General features: G+C 63.9%; 2 protein-coding genes and 1 pseudogene. 1 reads left to right on the forward strand and 2 read right to left on the reverse strand.

Going from position 1 to position 2,342, the window contains the following annotated elements:
- Positions 1 to 12: 12 nt before the first annotated feature.
- Positions 13 to 1,551: a sensor histidine kinase gene (locus WDW90_RS36425; protein ID WP_431311201.1), complete on the reverse strand. Its 1,539-nt coding sequence runs from the start codon at positions 1,549 to 1,551 to the stop codon at positions 13 to 15.
- Between the two features lie 36 nt (positions 1,552 to 1,587).
- A pseudogene (locus WDW90_RS41080) lies at positions 1,588 to 1,713 on the reverse strand (type II toxin-antitoxin system ParD family antitoxin); the annotation flags it as partial.
- Between the two features lie 318 nt (positions 1,714 to 2,031).
- On the opposite strand from WDW90_RS41080, the gene WDW90_RS36430 reads away from it, so the two are divergent.
- Positions 2,032 to 2,342, forward strand: a 311-nt coding sequence (locus WDW90_RS36430; RefSeq protein WP_336492610.1) for a PAS domain S-box protein, incomplete at its 3' end; no start/stop codon positions are given.

Here is a 2,342-nt window from a genome sequence, read left to right on the forward strand (position 1 = left end):
CAGCGCCTCCACTCAGCCCTCGGGTACCGTACGCCTGAGCAGGCCGAGCAGCGCTGGGCAACGTAACCTCCGTGTCCACAAAAACGGGGGAGGATCACACACGACACCGGCTGGCTCGTATTGAAGCTCAACCACACCGCTCATCTCGCTCGCCAGCATGCGCTCGATTAGCCTCGTGCCAAAGCCCTTGCGCGTCGGCGGCACCACGGGCGGGCCGCCTTGCTCCTCCCAGCGCAGTTCTATGCTGATCGGGCTCTTGCTCGAAGCGGTCCAGTGGATTTGAACCTGACCTGACGGGACGGAGAGCGCCCCGTATTTGACTGCATTCGTGCCTAGCTCGTGCAACGCCATCGCAAGCGCCAGAGCAACTCGTGGAGCCAGCCAAACTTCCGGACCCTGAATGCTGAAGCGCGTACCGTCTAAGCGGCGGAAGGGAGTAATGGCTCCTTCCACCACTTCTGACAGGTTAGCTCCCTCCCAACTCTCGCGGGTGAGCAGATCGTGCGCCTTCGACAACGCGAGCAGTCGCGCCTCGAAGATGTCGGTCTTGGTGCTGTGCTCTCCCCGGAAGGTCTGATGCGCGATGGCTTGCACGGTGGCCAGCGTGTTCTTCACTCGGTGGTTGAGTTCGTTGATCAGCAGGCGCTGATGCTCCTCGCCTCGCACCCGGTCGGTTACGTCAGCCCCTTCAACGAAGATGCCGGTGACCTGCCCCTGCGCATCCGTGATCGGCTGGTACAGGAAGTCCACGAAGCGGTCCTCGGGCACTCCGTCTGTGTCCCGCCGAAGCTTGACCGGGATTTGACTCCCGACGAACGGTTCGCCGCTCGCGAATACCTTGTCCAGTAGCTCGAAGAAGCCCTGGCCTGCGACCTCGGGCAGTGCCGAGCGGACTGGCGTGCCGACCAGATCGCGCTTGCCCACGAGCCGCTGGTAGGCCGCATTGGCAAGGCTGAAGACGTGCTCCGGCCCATCCAGAACGCACATGAAACCGGGAGCTTGATCGAAGAGGCTGTACAAGCGCTCGCGCTCGGCTCGGACTGCGGCTCTGGCTCTGACCTGCTCGGTGGTCTCGGTGCAGGCGCAGAACATACCCGCGATGTGGCCTGCCTCGTCGCGCACAGGTGTGTAGGAGAAGGCGAAGTGCGCCTCCTCCAGATAACCGTTGCGGTGTAGCGTCAAGGCGATGTCGTCCATGTGCGTGGACTCGCCTGCGTAGGCCCGGTCGAGGATCGGCCCTACTCTGCCCATGATGTCGAACCAGACCTCAGCGAAGGTCTTGCCGAGGGCTGCGGGGTGGCGCTGCCGGAGAATGGGGGCGTAGCCGTCGTTGTAGAGCATGACGCGCGCAGGCCCCCAGGCGATGAACATGGGCTGGCGCGAGTCGAGCATCAGCGCGACGAGGGTCTTGAGCGGCTGTGGCCATGAGGCCGGGCTGCCCAGCGGGGTGGCCGACCAATCATGCTCCCGCATGAGTGCGCCCATCGTGCCCCCACCCTTGAGAAAGACTGGACTGGACGAGGCAGGTGCTGAGCTTGGCACCGGTATCATGCCTAGATGTCGCCCCTCTGATTGGTCCTGCTGACCCAGGCTGCGCAGAGCGGCGCGGATGACCTCGCTGGCAGTGCGATACTGGCCAGTTGCGACCTTGGCAGCGATGAAGGCGCTGAGTTCGGGTGTGAGGGAGGCCGTGATGGTGGCTTTTGCTGGCACGGGGCGCCTGGGGTGTGATTTCTTCTTACCCTGCCGCTAGGCTATCGAGCCCGGCCGCCCAATAACCTGCGTTGCTGCCCGTGCGTTTCCTCGCCGCGCCTGCGTTGGTTCGAAGGACCCCTGATGTTCTGAGGGTATGAGGTAGCCATGACTCCCCCTCTGCGCGTGATGCAGTCTTCGCTGTCGCTCTGCTGATGGCACAGCCACAACACGAAACGGAATTTGCTCCCTGCGCAGGAACCGACCGGCGAGCATGGCATAGACTTGTGTTGGCTCTCGCCTCGCCCTGCTAAGAGCAGCGGCCTTCGAGGAGACTGCATGTCATCAGAGTTCGAGCCTGCCCCTGAGCGCACAGACGCAGATCGCTTTCGGCTGCTGGTCCAGGCTGTGACCGATTACGCGATCTACATGCTCGACCCGACCGGCATCGTGGTCAGTTGGAATCCCGGCGCCGAGCGCTTCAAGGGCTACGGCGAGGCGGAGATCATCGGCCAGCACTTCTCGCGCTTCTACACCGAGGAGGATCGGGCGACCGACCTGCCCAAGCGAGCGCTGGAAACGGCTGCCACCGAGGGCCGCTTCGAGCAGGAAGGCTGGCGGGTGCGCAAGGACGGCACGCGGATGTGGGC

The organism is Methylobacterium nigriterrae, assembly GCF_037106235.1.
Taxonomy (GTDB): domain Bacteria; phylum Pseudomonadota; class Alphaproteobacteria; order Rhizobiales; family Beijerinckiaceae; genus Methylobacterium; species Methylobacterium nigriterrae.